The following is a 23285-nucleotide window of genomic DNA, read 5'->3' as shown; positions in this document are numbered from 1 at the left end:
ACCTAGGGTCGGGCCCCTTTCACGGCGCAATGAATGGGTCCCGACCCCAGCGTCGGGCCCCTGGGACCAACAGGGAAAAAGCGGCCGCATCCCATTGAAATGCGGCCACTTCCCTTCGTGACATGCTGCCGGGCGGGATCAGAAGAACAGGATGGCGCCTGCCGCGACCGCATCGGAACTCGCCTGGTTGCCGTTATGCGCTTCCGACTTCGTATGGACATATTCGCTGAGAAGCGTGACCCAACTGGTGAGGCCATAGCGGACCTGCCCCACCCAACTGCTGTTCTTGTCGACCAGCGTGGGGTTGGCCAGCGCGTCGGCGGCATTGGCATAGTCCAGGCTGCTTTCGCCATAGCTGCCGCCGAACGAGAATTTGCCGAAGGTGGCGAGGCCCTGGAGATAGAAGCCGTGGCTGTCGCGCGTGTTGCCGAGGCCATCGGTGTCGAACAGGTTGAGCGCCGTGGTGCCCAGGCCCGACGCGTCATAATAGGTGCCGACCAGGGTCAGCGGCCCGGCCGTGACCTTCGCGCCCGCATCCCAGCCCCAGCCCGTATAATCGGGACCGGCAATGACATTATGCTTCTGGCGGATGCCCGCCGCCCACAGCCGCGTGCCGATGCCGCCCAGCTTGCCGTCATAGACGAGCTTGCCCTGGAAGCCCGGTTCCTTGTTCGATTCCGCCGGTCCGGTCAGCGAGGAGAGCGGCTCGAAAATGCCGATGCTGGCGGTGAAGCCGCGCAGATTGGGCGTGGTGTAGGTGATCTGCGGCTGGAAGTCGGTGTAGATATAGCCGACGCCGATCCGGCCCAGCGTGGTGTTGGACGGCGCGACATTGCCCGCGGGCGTGCCCGGCGACAGCAGGGTGATGTCGTTCAATATCTGCTCGGACGCGAACAGGCCGATATCGCGGCCGATCTTCACCTCGCCGAAACCGGGACGGGCGAAGGTCAGGTAGGTCTGGCGGAAGTCGATGCCTGCCGTTTGCAGCCCGCGCGGATTGCCGGGGCTGTTGGCGCCGCCGCCCGCCGCATAGTTCACCGAATTGATGCCCGGATACATGCCGAAATGGGCGCCGACGTCCCAGCCGCCCTGTCTGGTCGTGACGTCCACCTTCAGGAATCCGGGCAGCAGGCCGTTGCGGATTGCCGAACTGTCGCCGCCCACCGTCGCCACGCCGCCGATCACGCTGCTGGTGGCGCTGGGCGCATCGCCCTTGTCATGGACATAGAAGCCGTTGACCGAGCCGGAGAATTTGAGCGTGATGTCGCCCATTTCGAAGCCCACGCCGCTGTCGGTCATGCGAACGGTCCGGCCGCCGCCCGATGCATCGGGAGTCACCGCGGGCGCGGACGGAGCCGCGGCCTCGGCACTGTCGCCCTTCAGCAGCTGCTCATATTCATCGTCGGAGAGAATCCCCTTTTCATGCAGGCGCTTCAGCAGATCGGCCGTGGTTCCGGCCATGGCTGGCGTGGCAGTCGCGCAAAGCAGCCCCATGGCCGCGCTCGCGAGGAGCAGCGTCCTTTTCATATCCATCCTCCCTCTTATGTGCCGGTGAAAGCCCCCGGGCGAAGAGAGAGTGGGGCGGACGGGACGAAGCGGAAATTGGACTTAGGGCCTCCTCCCTTCGGAGGAAGCCGGGATGCCTCCCTTCCGCAGGCCGGGGAGATGAAGGGCGCTCAGGGAACCGCCACAATGCCCCAGGGCGCCGCCCCCACCGGCACTGTCCCTGTGACTTGCGCGCTGGCCAGATCGATCACGCTCACATTGTCCGAAAGGCCATTGGCGGCATAGGCATGGGTGCCGTCGCTGCTCACCGCGACATGCCATACGCGCTTGCCCACCGGCACATAGGCGCGCACCTTGCGGCTGGCCACATCGACCAGCGCCACATGATCCGCCCGTCCGAGCGCGACCACCGCCGTCCTGCCGTCGGGCGTGAAGCGGATGCCGCAGGGCAGGATGCGATGATCCGCCACGCCGGGAATCGCGAAGTGCAGCGTGTCCACCAGCTTGCGCGTCGCGGTATCGAGGATCTGTACCGTGCCACCGACCTCCGCCGCGACCCAGAGCCTGCTTCCGTCGGCGGTGAACTCGACATGGCGGGGCCGCGGATCGACGGGGGTGGCCTCGACCATGGCCTTCTTCGCCACGTCGATCCAGTTGACGACATTATCCTCCTCGGATGTGACGGCGACCCACTGACCGTCCGGACTTTGCGCCACCCCCTCCGGCTCGCCGCCGACATCGACCTGGAAGGCGACGCTTTTCGTCGCGAGATCGATGGCGGTCAGCGCCGCATTATCCTCATTGGCGACGAACAGGCTTTTCCCGTCGCGCGAGAGGAAGAATTGCTCCGGATCCTCGCCGGACGGGAGTTCGGCCACAACCCTGCCGGTCGCGCGCTCGATCACCTGCACGGCATGGTCGGTCGAGGCGCAGAGATAGAGGAAGCGCCCGTCCCTGGAGACGGTGATGCCGCGCGGCCGCCCGCCCACCGGCCATGTCGCGACCAGTTTCGCGCTCGCCGCGTCGATCACGCTGATGCTGTTGCCGCGTTCGTTGGAAACATAGAGCGTCTCCGCCTGCGCCGTTGCCGGGACCAGCATCAGTCCCGCCCATAGGATGCGCTTCATCGCCTTTGATCCTCTCTGTCCTGCTTTCATCCCCAGGGTCTACCGGGCGTGCAGGGTCACCGGGATTGTACCAACGGCCAATAGGGCCGCCACGGCCGCTGGCTTACAACCGGTGCCGATCAGAGGAACTGATGGGTGAGGATGGAACATGAATCTGGGACGCATTTCACTGCTGGGTGCCGCCGCCCTGCTGGGCGCGACCATGGCGACCGGGCTGATGGCACATGGCAATGTGACGCCGCAGGCCGTCGACACCTCCGCCCTGCCGGACATCGGCGCGGAATGGCTGCAGAAAAACCCCTATAGCGGCAATGCCAAGGCGATCGAGATCGGCCAGTCGGCCTATGGCCAGAATTGCGCGCGATGCCATGGTCTCGACGCGGAAAGCGGGGGTATCGCGCCCGATCTGCGCTATCTTGAACTGGGCGAGTCCGGCGATCAGTGGTTCGTGGAGCGCTTCCGCCACGGTTCCAGCCATGACGGGAAGGTCTATATGCCGCCCTTCGGCGACGTTCTGGGCCAGAAGGCCGGCTGGGCGATCCGCGCCTGGCTCGAAACCAGGCACGAAGGCTGAGATGATCAGCCGGCGAAGCCTGCTTGGCGCGAGCGCGGCACTGGCTCTTGGCCTGCTGCCGGGGATGGTCGCGGGTCCGCTTGGTGCCGCGCCCCTGGGGAAGGTCAGGGAATTGGGCGTGCTGCGGGTTGTGGTCTACAAGGACAATCGCCCCTGGTCCTGGGAGGAAGGCGGCAGGCTGACCGGCCTTGACGTCGATCTGGCCCGTGCCATCGCCGCGAAGCTGGGGGTACGTGCCGATATCGCCGAGCTGGCCGCGGACGAAAGCGTGGACGACGATCTGCGTCATGGCGTTTGGAAGGGCGGGCTGCTGGGCTTTGCGCCGGGCGACCTGATGCTGCACATCCCCTTCGACCGGACCTTCGCCGCGCGCAACGACCAGGTGGCGATCATCGCGCCCTATTATCGCGAGAGCTTCGGTTTTGTCGGGGCCGGCGGCGAAGTCGACCTGGAAGCGCCGCCGACCGGATGGCGCGGGCACCGTCTGGCGGCGGAACTGGACAGCATTCCCGATTTCTACCTGATCGGTTCCTTCGGAGGGATATTGGCGAGGGATGTGACCCATTATCCCAGCGGCGCGCAAGCGGTCGCGGCGGTGGCGTCGGGCAAGGCCGATGCCGTGCTCGCAAGCCGCGCGCAGATCGAGGAGGCCGTGCATGGCGGGGCGAAGCTCTCCCTGCGCAAGGGGCCGCTGCCCGCCTTCACCTCGCCCGGCTGGGATATCGGCATGGCCGTCAAGGAAAGCAGCCGCACGCTGGGCGATGCGGTGGAGGAGATCGTCGCGGCCATGGCGTCGAGCGGCGAGATGAAGGCGCTGTTCGCGCCCTATGGGGTCGAGTGGACGCCCGCGCTGGCAGGATAAGGGCCGACCCAAGGTCCAATTGCCGTGCCGGAAGGGCGCAATAATCTGGAGATGCAGGGGGCGTCCAGACGCACCCTTTCAACAGAGGGAGGATGGAATGAAAGGACGTTTGACGCGCGCATTGTCCGGAGCCGCGATAGTGACGCTGGCGATGGCCGCCGCGCCGCTGCTGGCCGAGGGGCCGACCGACGCGGACCTGATGAACGATGCGGCGACGCCCGGCGACGTGTTGACCTATGGCATGGGTCCGCAGGCGCAGCGCTTCAGCCCCCTGAAGGCCATCAATGCCTCCAACGTCGCGAAGCTGGTGCCCGCCTTCGCCGCCTCGCTGGGCGGTGAAAAGCAGCGCGGGCAGGAAGCCCAGCCCATCGTCTATGACGGCACCATCTACGTCACCGGCAGCTATTCGCGGGTCTTCGCCTTCGACGCGCGCACGGGCGAGGAAAAGTGGCAATATGACGCCCGCCTGCCCGAAGCGATCATGCCCTGCTGCGACGTGGTGAACCGGGGCGCGGCGATCTATGGCGACAAGATCATCTTCGCGACGCTGGATGCGCATATGGTGGCGCTCAACCGCCATACCGGCAAGGTCATCTGGAACAAGCAGACCGCCGATTATCAGGCGGGCTATTCCGCCACCGCCGCGCCGATGGTGGTGAAGGGCAAGGTGATCTACGGCAATAGCGGCGGCGAATTCGGCATCACCGGCGCGGTCGAGGCGCGCGACGTCAACACCGGCGAACTGGTCTGGCGCCGCCCGACGATCGAAGGGAATATGGGCACGCTCAATGGCAAGGATAACGGCATCACCGGCAAGGCCAATGCGAGCTGGACCGGCGACCTGTGGAAGACCGGCGGCGGCGCGACCTGGCTGGGCGGCACCTACGATCCGGAAACCAACCTGCTGTTCTTCGGCACCGGCAATCCCGCGCCCTGGAACAGTCATTTGCGCCCCGGCGACAATCTCTACACCAGTTCGACGCTGGCGATCGACCCGGACACCGGGGTCATCAAATGGCATTTCCAGACCACCCCGCATGACGGCTGGGATTTCGACGGGGTCAACGAGTTCATCCCCTTCGACGCGACGATCAACGGCAAGCCGATGAAGCTGGGCGCGAAGGCCGACCGCAACGGCTATTTCTTCGTCCTCGACCGCACCAACGGCAAGTTCATCAGCGCCAGCAAGTTCGTCATGCAGACGACATGGGCCAATGGCTTCAACAAGAATGGCCGCCCCAACTATAATGACGCCAACCGCCCCGGCGCGCCGGGCGAAGCGGCCAAGGGATCTTCGGTCTTCGCATCCCCCAGCTTCCTGGGGGGCAAGAACTGGATGCCCATGGCGTACAGCCAGGACACCGGCCTTTTCTACGTGCCCAGCAACGACTGGGGCATGGACATCTGGAACGAACCGATCGCCTACAAGAAAGGCGCGGCCTATCTGGGCGCGGGCTTCACCATCAAGCCGATCGCGGAGGATCATATCGGCGCGCTGCGCGCCATGGACCCCAGGACCGGCAAGATCGTCTGGGAATATAAGAACAAGGCGCCGCTCTGGGGCGGGGTGCTCTCGACCGCGGGCAATCTGGTCTTCACCGGCACGCCGGAGGGGTATCTCAAGGCCTTCGACGCCAGGACCGGGCAGGAATTGTGGAAGTTCCAGACCGGATCCGGCGTGGTCGGCAGCCCGGTGACCTGGGAACAGGATGGCGAGCAATATGTCGCCGTCATGTCGGGCTGGGGCGGCGCGGTGCCGCTGTGGGGCGGCGAGGTCGCCAAAAGCTTCAAGGACATCAACCAGGGCGGCTCGCTCTGGGTGTTCAAGCTGCCCAGGTAACCAGAGCATCGTGCGCAAAAGCGGGCACCGGTTTTGCGCGAAAACGATGCGACGACAAAAAGGAGAGGCAAGATGATCGTCATGGGACGCGGCAACCATGTGCACTCCAGCCCGGCGGTTCCGCCCGGTGCGATGCGGCTTGCCTCGTCCCGTGACTTGTCCGATTATCCGGGACGGGGGACGGGTATGGGCCAGTTTGCGAGTGGCGAGCCGATCATGGAGCGGGTGTTGATCGTCGACGATCATCCCCTGGTGCGCGACGGGCTGCGCAGCGTGATCGCGATCAGCTTCGACAATATCGAGGTGTTCGAGGCCGCCAGCATGGACGAGGCCGTCGCCACGCTGGAAAAGCAGGATAATTTCGACCTCATTCTGCTGGACCTCAACATTCCCGACGTTCGCCGCCTCGACGGGTTGAAGCTGCTGCGGGACCGTTTCCCGATCCTGCCGGTGGTGATGGTCTCAGGTGCTTTCGACCGCGCCATCGTCCAGGAAGCGCTCGCCGCGGGGGCGGCGGGCTTCATCCCCAAGTCGCTCAAGCGCAGCGCCATCGTCGATGCGCTGCACCGGGTCGTGTCGGGCGAGATCTACCTGCCCGAAGCCATGGGCGAAAGCGTCGCCCCGACCGCCGAGGAGGATGAGATCGCGCGCCGCATCGACAGCCTGACGCCGCAGCAGAAGACGGTGCTGGCCCATCTGGTGCGCGGGCGGCTCAACAAGCAGATCGCGCATGACCTGGGCGTGTCGATGACCACCATCAAGGCGCATGTGTCGGCGATCCTCCAGAAGCTGGGCGTGCTGAGCCGGACGCAGGCGGTCATCAAGGCCAACCAGGTGCATTTCCGGGCGGACTGACACCCCTTCTCCAACAACATCCGGGTGACATAAGTGACACGGTGACGGCATTGGAAAGCGCCGCCTTTCTTCATTTCCCGACAGGCGCGTCGCGCCGTTCAAAGAGCCGCAGGAGCCATAGCATCGGGGCCTGGCTGTAGGACAGCATAATCACCCGCATTGGGCCAGGGCGACCGGCAGTTCTTGGCGCAACAGGTCGAGCAGTCCGCTGATCTTGGGCAGCAGATGCCGCCGCTGCGGATAGACCGCCCAGATCGGTTCGTCCTCCGGCGTCAGGTCGGGCAACAGCTGTTCCAGCGCGCCCGAAGCGATATGCGGCAGCACGTAGAATTCGGGCAACTGGCAGATGCCCATCCCCGCCATCGCCGCCTCCACCACAGCCGCGCCGCTGTTGCAGCGCCAGCGCCCCTTGGGCCGGATGCTTTCCGTCCGTCCCCAGGAGCGGAAGCGCCATTGCGTGGCGGTGCCGATCAGGCATTCGTGCCGCGCCAGATCGGCGACCCTGCCCGGCCGTCCATGCCGGTCGAGATAGGCGGGCGCGGCGCAGGTATAGAGGGTGCGGGAGGCGATGCGCGTGCCGATCAGGCGGGAGTCCGCCAGATCGCCGGTGCGGATGGCGAGGTCGTAACCCTCCGCGATCAGATCCACCAGCCGATTGGTAAGCTCGATCGTCACGCTGATCTTGCTGTGGCGGGCGGCGAATTGCCGGACCAGCGGGGCGATGAACCGCTCCCCCATGGCGGTCGAGCAGGTGATGCGCAGGTCGCCCTGCGGCTCGGCGCCCTCGCTGATGAGCGCGATCGCCTCGTCCCGCTCCGTCACGATGCGGCTGCAATGGTCGAAGAACAGGCGGCCCGTGTCGGTCAGCCGGACGCTGCGCGTGGTGCGGTGGAACAGCGGGGTCTGGAGCCGCGCCTCCAGCCGGGCGACGGCGCGGCTCATATGGGTGGTGGAGAGGCCCAGCGCATCCGCGCCGCCCTTGAAGCTGCCCGCGCCGGCTATGGCCACAAATTCGTCGATCCCGTCCCAGCCGCGCATGATTGTCCCCGTGCAGGCATAATGAATTGCCGAAATGGCTTCTTATCGCGTTTGCGGGACATTGCTAGGAAAAGCGCGACAATCCATCGGAGACAGGAGCCGTGCCATGAAGACCCGCGCCGCCGTTGCTTTCGAGGCGAAACAGCCCCTCGAAATCGTCGAAGTCGATCTGGAAGGGCCGAAGGCCGGTGAGGTCCTGATCGAGATCATGGCGACGGGCATCTGCCACACCGACGCCTATACGCTGGACGGCTTCGACAGCGAGGGCATCTTCCCGTCCATCCTGGGCCATGAGGGCGCGGGCGTGGTGCGGGAGGTCGGACCGGGCGTGACGTCGGTCAAGCCGGGCGACCATGTGATCCCGCTCTACACCCCCGAATGCCGCCAGTGCAAAAGCTGCCTGTCGGGCAAGACGAACCTGTGCACCGCGATCCGCGCGACCCAGGGCAAGGGGCTGATGCCCGACGGGACGAGCCGCTTTTCCTACAAGGGGCAGACCATCTTCCATTATATGGGCTGCTCGACCTTCTCCAACTTCACCGTCCTGCCGGAAATCGCGGTGGCGAAGATCCGCGAGGACGCGCCCTTCGACAAGAGCTGCTATATCGGCTGCGGCGTCACCACCGGCGTCGGCGCGGTGGTGAAGACGGCGAAGGTCACGCCCGGTTCCAACGTCATCGTCTTCGGCCTGGGCGGCATCGGCCTCAACGTCATCCAGGGCGCGAAGATGGTGGGCGCGGACATGATCGTCGGCGTCGACATCAATGACGGCAAGGAGGAATGGGGCCGCAGGTTCGGCATGACGCATTTCGTCAATCCCAACAAGGTGGAGGGCGACATCGTCCAGCATCTGGTCGCGCTGACCGATGGCGGGGCCGACTACACCTTCGACTGCACCGGCAATACCGGGGTGATGCGCACGGCGCTGGAGGCCTGCCATCGCGGCTGGGGCGAGAGCATCGTCATCGGCGTGGCCGAGGCGGGCAAGGAAATCAGCACCCGCCCGTTCCAGCTGGTCACCGGCCGGGTGTGGAAGGGCAGCGCATTCGGCGGGGCCAAGGGCCGGACCGACGTGCCCAAGATCGTCGACTGGTACATGAACGGGAAGATCGCGATCGACCCGATGATCACCCATGTCCTCGGCCTGGAGGAGATCAACAGGGGTTTCGACCTGATGCATGCGGGCGAAAGCATCCGCAGCGTGGTGGTGTTCTGATTGGAAAGCAGGAGACGGATTGATGTTCACCCATGTCATGGTCGGTTCGAACGACATCGAAGCCTCGAAGGCCTTTTACGACGCGCTGTTCGCGGCGATCGGCGGCAGGCCCGCCGTGCGCGACGACAAGGGGCGCCTGATCTATATGCATGACGGCGCCATGTTCATGGTGACCAAACCGATCGACGGCCAGCCCGCCTGCCATGCCAATGGCGGCACCATCGGCTTCGCCATGGCGTCGGCGGAGCAGGCCGATGCCTGGCATGCGGCGGGCGTGGCGGCGGGCGGCACGAGCTGCGAAGACCCGCCGGGCGTCCGGGACAGCGCGATCGGCCCGCTCTACCTCGCCTATCTGCGCGATCCGGCGGGCAACAAGCTGTGCGGCCTGTATCGGGGAGGATGATGGAAACCGTTTCGGTCAACCGCGCCTTCGGCGGCGTCCAGAGCGTCCATAGACATGCCTCCACGGCGACGGGGACCGAGATGACCTTCTCCGTCTTCGTGCCGGAGCATGCCGATGGCGCGAAGCTGCCGGTCGTCTGGTATCTTTCCGGGCTGACCTGCACCCATGCCAATGTCACCGAAAAGGGCGAATATCGCCGTGCCTGCGCGGAACTGGGGCTGATCTTCGTCGCGCCCGACACTTCGCCGCGCGGACCGGATCTCAACGGCAACGCCGTGGCGGACGATCCCGACGGCGCCTATGATTTCGGCCTGGGCGCAGGCTTCTACGTCGACGCGACGCAGCCGCCCTTCGCCGCCCATTATCGCATGTGGTCCTATGTGACGGAGGAACTGCCCGCGCTGATCGCTGCGCATTTCCCGGTCGACATGGGGCGCCAGTCGATCATGGGCCACAGCATGGGCGGCCATGGCGCGCTGACCATCGGCCTCTCCTTCCCCGGCCGGTTCAGGGCGGTATCCGCCTTCGCGCCCATCGTCGCGCCGTCGCAGGTGCCCTGGGGCCAGAAGGCGCTGGGCGGCTATCTGGGCGAGGACCGGGCCGCCTGGCGCCGCCACGACGCGATCGCGCTGATCGAGGACGGCGCGCGGTTGCCGGGCCTGCTGGTGGATCAGGGGGACGCCGACCCATTCCTGTCCGGGCAGTTGCGCCCCGACCTGCTGGAGGCGGCCTGCAGGGCGGCGGGCCAGCCCCTCACCCTGCGGATGCAGCCGGGCTATGACCACAGCTATTATTTCATTTCCAGCTTCATGGCGGATCATCTGCGCTGGCATGCCGGGCGGTTGAAGGGGGACGGCGCATGAGCGTGGATTTGCTGGATCGCTATTATGCGGCGTTCAATCGCGGCGACGCCCCGGCCATGCTGGAGCTGCTGACGCCCGATGTGGTGCATGAGCCGTCCCAGGGCGCGGTGCGCCAGGGAAAGGCGGCCTTCGCCGAATTTCTGGACCATATGAACCGCTGCTACCGGGAGGCCGTGATCGACCCGGTCTTCCTGCTGTCCGCCGACGGTACGCGCGCGGCCGCGGAATTCATGCTGGAGGGCGAATATCTGGAGACGGACGGCGACCTGCCGCCCGCCGCCGGACAGCGTTACCGGCTGCGGGTCGGCGCCTTTTTCGAACTGCGCGAGGGCAGGATCGCGCGGGTGAGCAATCATTATAATCTGGCCGACTGGCTGGCTCAGGTCGGCTGATCCAGGCGTCATCATGCAGGTGACGGCCCGGGGCCTGGCGGTCAGTCCACCGCGCCACGAAAAGCGGCGCCATGCCAGCCCAGATGGCCCGCCGCGACCGCCACCTGCGTCCGGTTGCGCACGTTGAGCTTACGCATCAGCGCGGTCATGTGCACCTTCACCGTCGCTTCGGCCATGCCCAGTTCATAGGCGATCTGCTTGTTGAGCAGCCCTGAATATACGCAGCGCAGCACCTTCATCTGCGTGGGCGTGAGATGGGGCGGCGATTCGCCTCGCCGGGGTTCGCCATCATCCTGATAGTCCTGCCCAGGGCGATCGAGAATGTCGTGCAGAGCTGTGCCGAAATCCATCTTCCCTCTCCTGTTTGCGATTGATCGGGGTCACATCCCCAAGGATTCGCGTTAACGCTACCGTACGTGAACTAGTCAGACAGGTTCAAGAAAAAATTTTCCAAAATCGATAAATTTCATAGTGTTCACGCTTGGGACCTGTATAACCTGTCTAACAGATTCCATGGGCCGGCCCATGCGGATATCCGCAGTCCGGCCACCAAAAAGGGAGGGAGAGGATGAAGGTTTCGCTTCGCTGGCACATGTCATGCAGCCTTGCATCGCGCGGACCCGCGATCGGTACGGAGGGCGGCCGATGACGGCGGAAGATGTCCGGCTGCTGCTTTCGGCCCTTGCCGGCATTGCGCTGTCCATCGCCCTCATCATTCGCGGACGGCTCCATCCCTTTGTGGGGCTGCTCTGCGGCGCCTTCACCGTCGGCCTGCTGGCCGGACTGCCCATGGCGGAAACGGCAAAGGCAGTGGAAAAGGGCGCGGGCGCCATATTGGGCGGCACCGGGCTGGTGGTCGCGCTGGGGCTGGGCCTGGGCGCGATGCTGCAACTGTCCGACGGCGCGAGCGGTCTGGCGCGGGCCGCGCTGCGCCTGTCCGGCATCAGGGGCGCGCCCTGGGCCAGCCTGTTCACCGCCATCGTCATCGGCCTGCCGCTATTCTTCGAAACCGGCCTTGTCCTGCTGCTGCCCATCGTCGCGTCCGCGGCCGCTGCGCTGCCCAAGGGGCAGGATGACGACACCGCCAAGCTGCGCCTGATGCTGCCCGCCCTGTCCGGCCTGTCGGTCGTCCACGCGCTGGTGCCGCCGCATCCCGGACCCCTGCTGGCGGTCAATGCGCTGGGCGCCAATCTGGGGCTGACGCTGTTCTACGGCCTGATCGTGGGCATACCGACGGCGATCATCGCCGGGCCGGTGCTGGCGCGCTTCACCGCGCCGGGCGTCAAGCTGAGCGCGCCCCTGCTGGAACCGGTCAAGGTCGATGTCGCGACGCCCTCTGTCGCCCGCGCCCTGACAGCCGTGCTGTTGCCGGTGGTGCTGATCGCCGCGGGCCAGGCCGTCGCGCTCCTGCCCCCCGCCGTCGCCGCGCATTTCCACTGGCTCGACTGGGTCAGCGACCCGGTGGTCGCGTTGCTGGTCGCGGTGCTGGCTGCCCTCCCCCTCCTCTTCGGGCGCCGGATCACCGACCGTTCCATCCAGAACGCGATCTGGACCGAGGCGATGACGCCCGCTGGCGGCATATTGCTGGCCATCGGCGCGGGCGGCGCGTTAAAGCAGGTGCTGGTCACGGCGGGCCTGTCCGACATGCTGGTGCGGCTGGCCGACGGCGGCGCCATCTCTCCGCTGCTGCTGGCCTGGGGTGTGTCGGTGTGCATTCGCCTCGCCACCGGCTCCGCGACGGTCGCGACCATCACCACGGCGGGCGTGATGGAGGGGCTGGTCGCTGCTTCGGGCGTCCAGCCGGAATGGATGGTCCTGGCCATCGGCGCGGGGTCGCTGTTCTTCTCGCACGTCAACGATCCGGGTTTCTGGCTGGTGAAGAGCTATCTCGGCACCGACATGCCCGGTACGTTCAGGACATGGTCGATCATGGAAACGGTGGTCGCGGTGGTGGGTCTGCTGCTGGTACTGGCGGCGAGCAGCATCCTGTAGCATGGGGGCAGCGATGAACCAGACACGCCTTTCCGATCACGCCTATGCGGGCATCGTCGAGATGATCAGGTCCGAAGGGCTGGAGGTCGGCGCGCGCCTGCCGTCAGAGGCGCGGCTGGCGGAGATTTTCGGCATGTCCCGCGCCGTCGTGCGCGAGGCGCTGGTGCGGCTGGCCTCGGACGGCATTACCGAGGCGCGGCGCGGTGCCGGTTCCTTCGTGAAAAGCCGCCCGTCCGACCGGCTGGCGGCCTTCGTCCCCTCGACCGAACTGCCGACGACATTGGGCAGCTATGAAGTGCGCTTCGTGCTGGAGGCGGAGGCGGCGAGGCTGGCGGCGACGCGGCGTTCCCCCCACGAGATGGCGCATATCGAGGAGGGAATGGCGCTGCTGCGCGAGGCGCTGCTGTCGAGCGAGCCGGCCCATGCCGAGGACCGGGAATTACACCGCCGCATCGCCCTGGCGACGGGCAACAGCGCCTTCCTGATGGCGTTCGACGCGCTATGGGGCGATGTCGAGAAGATCATGCGCGCGGGCGTCGACATTTCCCGGTCCCGCCCGCCCGAAGTGATCGCGACCATGCTGCGCGAGCATGAGGTGATCGTCGATGCGATCCGCGCGCAGGATCCGGACGGCGCCGCGCTGGCGATGCGATGGCATCTGTGGGAGGGACGGCGACGGCTGATGCCCTGAAAAAGGCGAAGGATCAGCGCAGCCAGTCCAATGCCGCGTCGCGCAACAGGGCCGGCGCGTCATCCGTGCGCAAGATCAACGCCCCTTCTTCGGCCAGCGGGCGTTCCAGGGTCGCGAGCTGGCTTTCCAGCAGGCTGGCGGGCATATAATGGCCGGGCCTGCCGGCGAGACGGGCCAGCAGCCTGTCCCGGCTGTTTTCCAGCAGGATGAAACGCACGGGCGCGCCGATGGCGGCGCGCAGTCGGTCGCGATAGCCTTTCCTGAGCGCCGAGCAGGCCGCGACCGCGATCCCCTGTTCCGTCACCGCCCGATCCATGGCCGCGCCCAGCCGGTCCAGCCAGGGCCAGCGATCCTCGTCGGTGAGGGGGCAGCCGCCGCGCATCTTCTCGATCGCCTCGTTGGAATGGAAACCGTCGCCTTCCAGAAAGGCGCAGTCGAGCGCTTCCGCCATCAGCGCGCCCAGCGTCGATTTGCCGCAGCCGCTTACCCCCATGACGATGATGGCCAGCGGCAAATCGGGCGGAGGGTCGGTAGCGGCTGGCAAAGGCTTCTTCTCGCAAGGATGGATTTGCCACTCCTATAGGATTGGGAGCAAGCGCATGAAAACTACGACCTTTGTCGCAAGTGCCAAATGCGGCGGCGCGATCTAGCTGTTCGAGGGATGCAGACAGTCTTTGGAGAGGCCAGATGATCGGACGCGGCATGATGGCAGCCTTGCTGGCGGCTTCGGCTCTGGCTGGACCCGGCCGGGCCTGGGCGGCGGGGGAATCCGTCTTTCCGGTCGCGCCCGACGAACCCCATGCGGTGACGGTCAGGGCCAGGGGCGACGGGCGCGCCGACGATGGCGATGCGATCCAGCAGGCGCTCGACAAGGCACGCGACCCGACCGGCCATGGCATCGTCTTCCTGCCGTCCGGCCGCTATCGCATCACGCGGACGCTGGTGGTCCCGGCCGGGGTGCGCCTCTATGGCGTGGGGCCGACGCGGCCGGTCATCCTGCTGGGCGCCAGCACGCCCGGCTTCCAGCAGGGCGTCTCGACGATGATCGTTTTCGCCGGGGGCGACCAGTATCAGGTCGGCAAGGTGCCGGTGCCCGTCCCGACCGTGGTGCCCCGCGACAGGATCGTGCGGGACGCCAATTCCGGCACCTTCTATTCGGCGATGAGCAATGTCGACATAGAGATCGGCCCCGGCAATCCGGCGGCGGCGGGGGTGCGGTTCCGCATGGCCCAGCACGCCTTCCTCAGCCATATGGACTTCCGCCTGGGTTCGGCCTTTGCCGGAGTCTACCAGGCGGGCAACGTCATCGAGAATGTCCGGTTCGAGGGTGGCCGCTACGGCATCGTCACCGAAAAGACTTCGCCCGCCTGGCAGTTCACGCTGATCGATTCCAGCTTCGCGGGGCAGCGGGACGCCGCGATCCGGGAGCATGAGGTGGACCTGACCCTGGTCAACGTCGCCATCCGCGACACGCCGGTCGGGATAGAGATCGATCGCGGCTATGGCGATTCCCTCTGGGGCAAGGATGTCCGCTTCGAAAATGTGAGCCGCGCGGGCGTCGTCATCTCGAACGAGAAGAACGTCTTTACCCAGATCGGTTTTGACAATGCGCTGGCGGTGAACAGTCCGGTCTTCGCCCGTTTCCGCGACAGCGGCCGCACGGTGGAGGGCAAGGGCAAGGCCTATAGGGTCGCATCCTTCTCCTATGGGCTGGCCGTGCCCGAACTGGGACGGATGGGCGATTATGCGACCGAAGCGAAGATCGATCCGCTGCCCGCCCTGCCCGCGCCGCGAGCGCCCGCCATCCGCGACCTGCCCGCCATGGCGGACTGGGTGAATGTGCGGACGCTGGGCGCGGCCGGTGACGGAAAGGCGGACGACACCGCCGCCCTGCAACGGGCGATCGACGGCCACCGCGTCCTCTATTTCCCGGCCGGTTTCTACAAGGTGACGGACGGGTTGAAGCTGCGCCCCGACAGCGTGCTGATCGGGCTGCATCCGGCGATCACCCAGCTCTATATTCCCGACGACAATCCGCGCCACGCCGGATTGGGCACGGTGTTGCCGATCCTGCAAAGCCCGAAGGGGGGAGACAATATCCTGTCGGGCCTTGGCCTGTTCACCGGGCGAGTGAACCCCCGCGCCTCTGCCCTGCTCTGGCGGTCGGGCGAGACAAGCCTGGTCGAGGACGTCAAGATCATGGGCGGGGGCGGCACGCCGACCGCCGACGGCAAGATGCTGGGAACGCTGACCGCGCGCACCGGCGATCCGGTGACGGACGGGCGGATGGATGCGCAATATCCCAGCATCTGGGTGACGGACGGCGGCGGGGGAACCTTTGCCGATGTGTGGAGCCCCAACACGTTCGCGCAGGCCGGATTCTACGTCACCGACACCAGCACGCCGGGGCATGTCTATGAAATGTCGGTCGAACATCATGCCCGCAACGAGTTCGTGCTCGACAATGTGCAGAATTGGGAGTTTCTCGCCCCCCAGACCGAGCAGGAGGTGGGCGACGGCCCCAATGCCGTCTCGCTGGAGATCCGCAATTCGCGCAACCTGCTGTTCGCCAACTATCATGGCTATCGCGTGACGCGCAGCTATCATCCCGCCCGCAGCGCGGTGAAGCTGTTCAATTCCGGCGATATCCGTTTCCGCAACGTCCATGTGAATGCCGAGAGCGGCTATGCGACCTGCGACGACGAGGGCTGCGGCACCTTCCTGCGCGCCAGCAAATATCCGTTCGACAATGCGATCGAGGATCTGAGCCGCAAGCTGGTGGTGCGCGAACGCGAATTCGCGAAGCTCGACATCGGTGCGGTCGACCGCACCATCGCCCCGCCCTCCCCCGGCGGCGCGAAGGTGGAGAAGCTGGAGGACGGCTTCTGGTCGATCTCCGGCGCGGCGGTGGATGCCAGGGGCGCGCTCTATTTCATCGACCGGCGGTTCCAGCGCATCCATCGCTGGAGCGAGGGCAAGGGGCTGGAGGTGGTGCGCGACCATGCGCTCGACCCCGTCAACCTCGCGATCGACGCGTCCGGCCATCTGCTGGTGCTGTCGTCGCTGGGGGCGAAGGCGGGCGTCTATTCCTTCGATCCGGACGGACCGAAGGACCAGTTCACGCTCATCCAGCCTACGCCCGTGCGTGCCGGATCGGGGGCGAAGACCCTGTTGCCGGTCAACTGGTGGAACAATGGCGAGTTTTCCGACCAGCTCGATCACAAAAGCTATCGGTTCACCACCTTGGCGGAGATGTTCGCGCGCGACGCGGGAACGCCCAAGGCGCAGGAATATGTCTCCCCCGACGGCAGTGTTTCGCTGCCTGCCTTCCGCGTCTGGCAGCAGGGCCCGGCCGATCACACCGGCTGGCGCTGGTCCGACAGCCTGAACGCCAATGGTCTGGTGGGCGGCAAGCCGGGCGAGCGCCTGTTCGTCACCAACGGATCGGAGAATGTCACCTATAGCGGCAGGATCGGCGCGGGCGGCACATTGACCGACCTCAAGCCCTTCGCCCATCGTGGCGGCGAAAGCGTCGCCGTGGATGCGCAGGGCCGCGTCTTCGTCGCGAACGGGCAGATTTTCATCTATGGTGCCAACGGAAAGGAAGCCGGGCGGATCGACGTGCCCGACCGGCCCCTGCAGATCCTGTTCGGCGGTGCCGACCGGCGTACATTATATATTCTGACGCACCACGCCCTCTACGCCGCCCGGCCCTGAAAGCGCCACCTACGACCTATGTCGTAAGTGCGGCGTCGGGGGCGGCGCGATATTCTTGACAAGATCGCCCGCCATGGGCGCGGCCCGCTCCGGGAGGGGGGCCGGAGGACAAAAATAAGGGGAAGGATCGATGAAAACCGCTATCCAGCTTGCCAGCGCCAGCCTGGCCGTCATGGCGTTCGCCAGCGTGGCGCAGGCCCAGACGGATGCCGCGCCGCAGGCCGCGACGGTCGCGCCGCAGACCGGGACGACCGGCCAGGCGCCCGCCGGCAACGCCGATATCGTCGTCACCGGATCGCGTATCACCACCAGCGGTTTCAACGCGCCGACGCCGACGCAGGTGATCGGCGAGGAGCAGATCGCCAACAATGCGCAGCCCAATGTCTTCAACACCATCGCCCAGTTGCCCTCGCTGCAGGGATCGACCGGCGCGGCGACCGGCACTTTCAGCACGTCGAGCGGGCAGCAGGGCCTCAGTTCCTTCTCGCTGCGCGGGCTCCAGCCGATCCGCACCCTGACGCTGCTGGACGGCCAGCGCGTGGTCGGTGCCAACGTGACCGGCGTGCCCGACATCTCCATGTTCCCGCAACTGCTGGTGAAGCGGGTCGATGTGGTGACGGGCGGCGCGTCGGCCTCCTACGGCTCCGACGCGGTCGGCGGCGTGGTCAATTTCATCACCGACACCCGGTTCGAAGGGTTCAAGGGCAATATCCTGGGCAGCATCACCAAATATGGCGATGACGAAACCGGGCTGGTGCAGGCGGCCTGGGGCAAATCCTTCCTCGACAACCGCCTGCATGTCGTGGTGAGCGGCGAGTTCGACCATGAAGGCGGCGTGGGCGCCGGCGATTTCGGCACCGACCTGGCGGGCAGCCGCGACTGGTATCGCGCCACCACGCTGATGAACACCGGCCAGACGAACAACGGCCTGCCCCAGTTCAACTATCGCGACTATGCGCAGCCCTATCAATATGCGCGCTACGGCCTCATCAACAACGGCCCGTTGCAGGGCATCGCCTTCGACGCGAACGGCACGCCCTATAATTTCAACTATGGGTCGAACGGCCAGCCGCTGGGCAATGGCCAGGTCAGCAACTGCTTCCGCGGCAACAGCTTCTGCCAGGGCGGCGATCTGTCGGGCGCGCCGGGTTCGGGTGCCTCGCTGAAATCGGCGCTGGAACGCATCAACGGCTATACGCGCGTCGGTTACGACTTTGCCGACGACAACGAAGCCTATGTCACCGTCAATGTGGCGCAGGTGAAGACCAGCAACCAGCCCAGCCCCGGCTACAATCGCCCGAACCTGACCGTCCAGTGCGCCAATCCCTTCCTGCCGCAACTGGTGCGCGATCGCTGCGCCGCCGCCGGGATCACCCAGTTCAACTTCGGCACCAGCAACGGCGCCTTCCCCGACCCGCAGGTGCATACCGACCGCAAGCAATATCGTTTCGTCGGCGGCCTGAAGGGCAAGTTCGACATGGGCGGGACGGACTGGAACTACGATGCCTATTATGAGCATGGCATCACCATTTCCGATATCCGCGTCCGCGATATCGTGCTGCAGAACCGCTATGTGGCCGCGACCAATGCGATCACGCTGAACGGCGCGATCGTCTGCGCCGATCCGGTGGCGCGGGCGGCGGGGTGCCAGCCGATCAACATCTTCGGCGGCTTCACGCCGTCGGCGGCGGCGCTGGCCTATGTCGCGCCGCATGAGAATGGACCGTTCCAGCATACCAAGCTGACGCAGGACGTCGCCAGCCTCAACTTTTCGGGCAATCCGTTCGAACTGTGGGCAGGGCCGGTCTCCATTGCCTTCGGTGGCGAATATCGCCGCGAATTCTATCGCGTGAACGCCGATCCCTATGGCGCGGGCGTGTCGGCGTTCAGCCCGAACAGTCCCGAATATCCGGCGGACCCGCTGCTCAATGCGGCGCAAGGCAGCAACTGGGCGGCGGGAAACTACAAGAATGGCCGCGGCAAATATGAAGTCTATGAAGGCTATCTGGAAGTCGACTTGCCGCTGATCAACAGCGATTCGCTGGGCCGCGCCAACCTGAACGCCGCGGGTCGCGGAACCCATTACAGCACGTCGGGCACGGTGTGGACGTGGAAGGTCGGCGGCACCTGGGACACGCCGCTCGACGGTATCCGCCTGCGCGCGGTGACATCGCGCGACGTGCGTGCGCCGAACCTGTCCGAACTGTTCGCCGCGCCGACGGTGACGACGCTGCCCAACTTCAACGATCCGTTCCGCAACCAGGCGGTGCAGGTGTTCCAGAACACCATCGGCAACCCGAACCTGAAGCCCGAAGTGGCGCGGAACACCGAACTCGGCATCGTGCTGGCGCGGCCGTCCTGGCTGCCGGGCCTCAGCCTGTCGTTCGACTATTATAACATCAAGTTGAGCGGGGTCGTATCCAGCCTGTCGGCGGACCAGATCGTGCGCTTCTGTTCCGAAGGCAATCAGGCCTTCTGCGGCGGCTTCCAGCTCGACGGACCGCAGGGCACGAACTTCGTCAACGTCCAGCCCTTCAACCTCGCCTCGTGGAAGACCAGCGGGTTCGATATCGAGGCAAGCTACCAGTGGCAGCAGCCGCTGGGCCTGCCCGGCAATTTCACCGTCCGGGCGTTGGGTACGCATATCCGCGAATTCATCGTCAGTGCGGGCATCGCGGGCGTCGCTCCGGTCGATCAGGCAGGCGCGAACAATGGTGCGACCCCGGACTGGAAATGGCTGGCGATACAGACCTATGACAGCGGCCGGTTCAGCTTCACGGTGCAGGAACGCTGGATCAGCGACGGCACTTTCGGCAACCAATATGTCGTGTGCCAGTCGTCCTGCCCGGCATCGGACGCGAACCACCCGACCATCGACTATAACAAGATGAAGGGCGCCTTCTATGTCGACATCGGCGCCACCTTCAAGTTCGGCGACAATGTGTCGATCTATGGCAAGGTCGACAATCTGTTCGACAAGGACCCGGTCGCCGCGCCGCAGACCAATACCGGCCTGGACGTCAACCCGGCGCTCTACGACACGCTGGGCCGGATCTATCGCGCGGGGGTGCGCTTCAACTTCTAGCCTGCCTCCCCTACCATCCCCTCACCTTGTCCCGGCCTTTACCGGCCGGGACTTCTTGTAACCGGAGCATGTCGATGTATCGAGGATTGAGCCGAGCCTGTGCGCCGGTGCTGCTGTTTCTGGCGGCGGCACAGCCTGCTTCGGCCTCTTCCTCCGTCTATGCGACGGCGCCTGACGAACCGGGCGCGATCCGCGTCATGGGCGTGGGCGACGGTCGCGCGGACGACAGCGCCGCGATCCAGCAGGCGATCGACAAGGCGGCCGAAAAGGGCGGCGGCGGCATCGTCTTCCTGCATGCGGGCACCTATCGCATCAGCCGGACCATCTTCCTCTGGCCGGGCGTGCGCATCTTCGGCATCGGCGAAAAGCGGCCGGTGATCCTGCTGGGCGCCAGGACGCCCGGATTCCAGCGCGGCGTCGCGCATATGCTGATGTTCACCGGCAGCGCGCGGCAGACCGACAGGGACAGCCCGCCCGCGGCCTTCCCGCCCGCAGGCAGCGTACCGTTCAACAAGGCGGTCGCCGACGCCAATCCGGGCACCTTCTACTCGGCGCTGGGCAATATCGACTTCCGCATCATGGAGGGCAATCCCGCCGCCACCGCGATCCGTTTCCACTCCGCCCAGCACAGTTTCGTCAGCCATGTGGATTTCGACATCGGATCGGGTCTCGCGGGCCTCTATCATGTCGCCAACGAGGCCGAAGACCTGCACTTCAAGGGCGGCCGCTATGGTATCCTCGCGGAGAAAACCTCGCCCGCCTGGCCCTTCGCGCTGGTCGATGCCAGCTTCGACGGGCAGCGCGACGCGGCCATCCGCGAGCATGAGGCCGGGCTGACGCTGGTCAATGTCGCCATCCGCAACACGCCGGTCGGGATCGAGATCGACCGGGGCTATGGCGATTGGCTGTGGGGACAGGATGTGCGGTTCGAGAATGTCTCGAAGGCGGGCGTCATCATCTCCAACGAAAAGAATGTCTATACGCAGATCGGCTTCCAGAATGTGCTGGCGGCGAACATGCCCATCTTCGCCCGTTTTCGGGAGAGCGGGCGGACGGTGGCGGGCAAGGGCGCGGCCTACAAGGTCACGGCCTTCACCCATGGACTGACCCTGCCGGGCCTCGGCCGGATGGGCGACTACCGGACGGATATGCAGGCGGAAGGGATCGCCAGCCTGCCCGCGCCTCCCGGCCCTGCCATCCGGCCGCTGCCGCCGGTATCGGAATGGGTCAGCGTCCGGTCGCTGGGCGCGAAGGGCGACAATGACAGCGACGATACCGCCGCGCTGCAAAGGGCGATCGACGGCCATCCCGTGGTCTATCTCCCGGCCGGCTTCTACAAGGTCAGCGATACGCTGCGCCTGCGTCCCGACACGGTGCTGCTGGGCCTGCACCCCAGCCTGACGCAGATCGTGCTGCCGGACGGGACGCCGGCCTATCACGGGGTCGGCGCGCCCAAGGCGCTGGTCGAAAGCGCGCGGGGCGGCGACGCGATCGTCGCCGGGCTGGGCCTCAATAGCAACGGCGCCAATCCGCGAGCGACGGCTCTGCTGTGGATGGCGGGCGCCCGTTCGATGGTGAACGACGTCAAGTTTCAGGGCGGCCACGGCACCAATCTCTACGATGGCAGCCGCGTCAATCCCTACAATAACAATGCGACGGCCGATCCCGATGCCGCCCGGCGCTGGGACGGGCAATATGCCAGCCTCTGGGTAACACGCGGCGGCGGCGGAACCTTCGCCAATATCTGGAGCCCCAGCACCTTCGGCCATCCCGGCATACTGATATCGGATACGGACACCCCCGGCCGCCTGATCCAGGCGTCGGTGGAGCATCATGTCCGAACCGAAATCGGCCTCAACCGCGTTGCCAACTGGGAATTGCTGGCGCCCCAGACCGAGGGCGAAGCGGGCGAGAGCGGCGATGCCGTGGCGCTGGAAATCCGCGATTCCCGCAACATATTGATCGCCAATTTCCATGGCTATCGCGTCACCCGCACGCGCAAGGCGGCTCCCGCCGCGGTGACGCTCTATAATTCGCACGATATCCGTTTCCGCAACGTCCATGTGAACGGGGAAAGCGGGCTTGGCACCTGTGATGAGAATGGCTGCGCGACCTTCCTGCGGCTGACCAAATTTCCCTTCGAAAACGCCATCCGCGACGTGACCCATGGCATCGATGTGCGGGAACGGGAGTTCGCCGTGCTGGACGTGCCCGCCAGGCCCGAGCCGGTCACGCCCTCCACCTTCGCGGGGGCCAGGGTCGAGAAGCTGGCGGACGGATTCCACTCCATCGGCGGGGGCGCGACGGACGCGCAGGGCAGGCTTTATTTCATCGACCGCCAGTTCCAGCGCATCTGGGGCTGGTCCGATGCCCGCGGGCTGGAGATCGTCCGCGACGCGGCGCTCGATCCGGTCAATCTGGCCGTGGACCGGTCGGGCGACCTGCTGGTGCTGTCCTCCCATGGCCGGAATGGAACGGTCTACAGCTTCAGGCCCGGCACGCCCGACACCGACCTGACGCTGATCCAGCCGACCTCCGCCACGTCCCACGCCGGAGCGACAACCATATTGCCGGTCAACTGGTGGAATAATGGCGAGTTCAAGGATCAGATCGATCCCAAAAGCTATCGGTTCACCACCCTTGCCGAAATGTTCGCGCGCGACATGGCGCTGCCCAAGGCGCGGGAATATGTCTCGCCCGACGGCAGCATCGTGCTGCCTGCCTGGCGCGTCTTTGCGCAGGGGCCGGCGGACCATCGCGGGCTTCGCTTTTCGGATTCGCTCGACAGCTACGGCTTCATTCAGGGAAAGCCTGGCGAACGGGTTTACCTGACCAACGGATCGGAAAACCGCACCTATAGCGGCAAGGTCGGCGCAGGCGGCGCGATCACCGACCTTAAGGTCTTTGCCGAGCGCGGGGGAGAGGGCGTCACCACCGATGCCCAGGGCCGCGTCTATGTCGCCAACGGGCAGGTGTTCGTCCATGCGCCCGACGGCCGGGAAATCGGCCGGATCGATGTCCCGGAACGACCGCTGCAACTGTTGTTCGGCGGGCCGGACGGGAAAACGCTGTTCATGCTGGCGCACCACGCGCTCTACGCGGCGCATATCGAATGAGCGTAGGC

At 65.8% G+C, this 23285-nt stretch carries 18 protein-coding genes; 13 read left to right on the top strand and 5 right to left on the bottom strand.

The window, feature by feature from the left end; genetic code table 11:
* Positions 1-138: 138 nt before the first annotated feature.
* Complete coding sequence (locus MJ601_RS04585) at positions 139-1527, bottom strand: porin (RefSeq protein WP_242123721.1); 1389 nt, start codon at positions 1525-1527, stop codon at positions 139-141.
* A gap of 149 nt (positions 1528-1676) precedes the next feature.
* Positions 1677-2633: a PQQ-dependent catabolism-associated beta-propeller protein gene (locus MJ601_RS04580; protein ID WP_242123719.1), complete on the bottom strand. Its 957-nt coding sequence runs from the start codon at positions 2631-2633 to the stop codon at positions 1677-1679.
* Between the two features lie 148 nt (positions 2634-2781).
* Between MJ601_RS04580 and pedF the strand changes: the two genes are divergently transcribed.
* The 4 genes from pedF to MJ601_RS04560 all read left to right on the top strand — a co-directional run bounded on the left by pedF (position 2782) and on the right by MJ601_RS04560 (position 6764).
* A complete protein-coding gene (pedF, locus tag MJ601_RS04575) occupies positions 2782-3207 on the top strand; it encodes a cytochrome c-550 PedF (RefSeq protein ID WP_242123717.1) in 426 nt (141 codons plus the stop codon).
* 1 nt (position 3208) lies between these two features.
* Positions 3209-4069, top strand: coding sequence for a substrate-binding periplasmic protein (locus MJ601_RS04570; RefSeq protein ID WP_242123715.1), 861 nt, complete (start codon positions 3209-3211; stop codon positions 4067-4069).
* Positions 4070-4166: 97 nt separating this feature from the next.
* Positions 4167-5909, top strand: coding sequence for a methanol/ethanol family PQQ-dependent dehydrogenase (locus tag MJ601_RS04565; RefSeq protein ID WP_281061204.1), 1743 nt, complete (start codon positions 4167-4169; stop codon positions 5907-5909).
* Between the two features lie 72 nt (positions 5910-5981).
* The gene (locus tag MJ601_RS04560) at positions 5982-6764 is read left to right on the top strand and encodes a response regulator (protein ID WP_242123714.1); all 783 of its coding nucleotides are present in this window, start codon (positions 5982-5984) and stop codon (positions 6762-6764) included.
* A gap of 150 nt (positions 6765-6914) precedes the next feature.
* Here MJ601_RS04560 and MJ601_RS04555 read toward each other — a convergent pair whose 3' ends face one another.
* Complete coding sequence (locus MJ601_RS04555) at positions 6915-7802, bottom strand: LysR family transcriptional regulator (RefSeq protein WP_242123711.1); 888 nt, start codon at positions 7800-7802, stop codon at positions 6915-6917.
* Positions 7803-7908: 106 nt separating this feature from the next.
* Between MJ601_RS04555 and MJ601_RS04550 the strand changes: the two genes are divergently transcribed.
* Genes MJ601_RS04550 through MJ601_RS04535 form a run of 4 tightly spaced genes read left to right on the top strand, consistent with a single transcriptional unit; the run spans position 7909 to position 10676 of the window.
* Positions 7909-9018, top strand: a complete 1110-nt coding sequence (locus tag MJ601_RS04550) for an S-(hydroxymethyl)glutathione dehydrogenase/class III alcohol dehydrogenase (RefSeq protein WP_242123709.1) — start codon at positions 7909-7911, stop codon at positions 9016-9018.
* Between the two features lie 22 nt (positions 9019-9040).
* Positions 9041-9421 carry a VOC family protein gene (locus tag MJ601_RS04545; RefSeq protein WP_242123707.1) on the top strand — a complete coding sequence of 127 codons (381 nt, stop codon included), beginning with the start codon at positions 9041-9043 and terminating at the stop codon, positions 9419-9421.
* Positions 9421-10284 (top strand): S-formylglutathione hydrolase, encoded by an 864-nt coding sequence (gene fghA, locus MJ601_RS04540; RefSeq protein WP_242123705.1) that lies wholly within the window; start codon positions 9421-9423, stop codon positions 10282-10284. Before MJ601_RS04545 ends, fghA begins: the two co-directional genes overlap by 1 nt.
* Positions 10281-10676 (top strand): ketosteroid isomerase-related protein, encoded by a 396-nt coding sequence (locus tag MJ601_RS04535; protein ID WP_242123704.1) that lies wholly within the window; start codon positions 10281-10283, stop codon positions 10674-10676. The genes fghA and MJ601_RS04535 overlap by 4 nt, the downstream gene beginning before the upstream one ends.
* Positions 10677-10717: 41 nt before the next feature.
* On the opposite strand, the gene MJ601_RS04530 is transcribed toward MJ601_RS04535, so the two are convergent.
* Positions 10718-11026: a helix-turn-helix domain-containing protein gene (locus tag MJ601_RS04530; protein ID WP_242123701.1), complete on the bottom strand. Its 309-nt coding sequence runs from the start codon at positions 11024-11026 to the stop codon at positions 10718-10720.
* Between the two features lie 295 nt (positions 11027-11321).
* Here MJ601_RS04530 and MJ601_RS04525 point away from each other — a divergent pair, with 295 nt between their 5' ends.
* Together MJ601_RS04525 and MJ601_RS04520 are read left to right on the top strand one after the other, a co-directional pair.
* Positions 11322-12668 carry a GntP family permease gene (locus MJ601_RS04525; RefSeq protein ID WP_242123699.1) on the top strand — a complete coding sequence of 449 codons (1347 nt, stop codon included), beginning with the start codon at positions 11322-11324 and terminating at the stop codon, positions 12666-12668.
* Between the two features lie 13 nt (positions 12669-12681).
* The gene (locus MJ601_RS04520; protein WP_242123697.1) at positions 12682-13359 is read left to right on the top strand and encodes a FadR/GntR family transcriptional regulator; all 678 of its coding nucleotides are present in this window, start codon (positions 12682-12684) and stop codon (positions 13357-13359) included.
* A gap of 13 nt (positions 13360-13372) precedes the next feature.
* On the opposite strand, the gene MJ601_RS04515 is transcribed toward MJ601_RS04520, so the two are convergent.
* Positions 13373-13903, bottom strand: coding sequence for a gluconokinase (locus MJ601_RS04515; protein ID WP_491572883.1), 531 nt, complete (start codon positions 13901-13903; stop codon positions 13373-13375).
* A gap of 143 nt (positions 13904-14046) precedes the next feature.
* Here MJ601_RS04515 and MJ601_RS04510 point away from each other — a divergent pair, with 143 nt between their 5' ends.
* The 3 genes from MJ601_RS04510 (at position 14047) to MJ601_RS04500 (ending at position 23277) form a co-directional block, all read left to right on the top strand.
* A complete protein-coding gene (locus MJ601_RS04510) occupies positions 14047-17076 on the top strand; it encodes a glycosyl hydrolase family 28-related protein (RefSeq protein ID WP_242123695.1) in 3030 nt (1009 codons plus the stop codon).
* Positions 17077-17206: 130 nt separating this feature from the next.
* Positions 17207-20161: a TonB-dependent receptor plug domain-containing protein gene (locus MJ601_RS04505; RefSeq protein WP_242123694.1), complete on the top strand. Its 2955-nt coding sequence runs from the start codon at positions 17207-17209 to the stop codon at positions 20159-20161.
* Between the two features lie 74 nt (positions 20162-20235).
* Positions 20236-23277 (top strand): glycosyl hydrolase family 28-related protein, encoded by a 3042-nt coding sequence (locus tag MJ601_RS04500; protein WP_242123691.1) that lies wholly within the window; start codon positions 20236-20238, stop codon positions 23275-23277.
* Positions 23278-23285: the final 8 nt, after the last annotated feature.

It is taken from the genome of Sphingobium trunci (assembly GCF_022664535.1).
GTDB lineage: Bacteria > Pseudomonadota > Alphaproteobacteria > Sphingomonadales > Sphingomonadaceae > Sphingobium.
The sequence above is the reverse complement of the archived record's forward strand: the minus strand, read 5'-3'. Positions and strand labels throughout refer to the sequence as shown.